The 548-nt window shown below is 43.1% G+C and carries 1 protein-coding gene; it reads right to left on the bottom strand.

All coding sequences use genetic code 11. From position 1 onward, the window contains the following. Positions 1-490, bottom strand: a 490-nt coding sequence (locus ASJ79_RS31660) for a recombinase family protein (protein ID WP_197420375.1), incomplete at its 3' end; no start/stop codon positions are given. Positions 491-548 lie beyond the last annotated feature (58 nt).

The following is a 548-nucleotide window of genomic DNA, read 5'->3' as shown; positions in this document are numbered from 1 at the left end:
TAGCAGCTTCTTTCTTGGCATCCCATGCAGCCTGTATACGCTCAGCCTTACGTAATGATTCCTCATGCGCCCTTTGCATTATCAAAATGCTTTTAATCAGGGATAACGGGTCTCTTAAGCTTTCCTTTGTGTAATGTTCACCATCGGACAGGGTGACTACATCTACACCAGAGCGAAGAATGTTTCGTAATAGCTCACTTGCTCGGTCTACGGCCTGACGTGACAAACGGTCTAAACTCTCGATTAGTAGTGTATCACCTGCTTTTACAAGCCCTTTCTCGATAGCGGTTAAGAAGTCACCTAAACCACCTTTCAAGTGCTTACCAGTGAATCCACTCACACCTAAATCACGAAAAGATAAATCTTGGTCAAGGTAGTACTCAGGATGAGCCTTAAGCCAATCAGTGACCATCTTAGATTGTCTGCGGAGTGAGTCGCCTTTAGCTTGCTTCTCTGATGAGAAACGAATGTATGAAATGACACGTTTCATTGTTTACCACCTCAAAACTGATACCTAGATTGTATCGCTTTAGGTAGTGTATTTAAAC

Origin of the sequence: Mycobacterium sp. NAZ190054, assembly GCF_001545925.1 — a bacterium.
Taxonomy (GTDB): Bacteria; Actinomycetota; Actinomycetes; order Mycobacteriales; family Mycobacteriaceae; genus Mycobacterium.
This window is presented reverse-complemented; position numbering and strand designations above follow the sequence as displayed.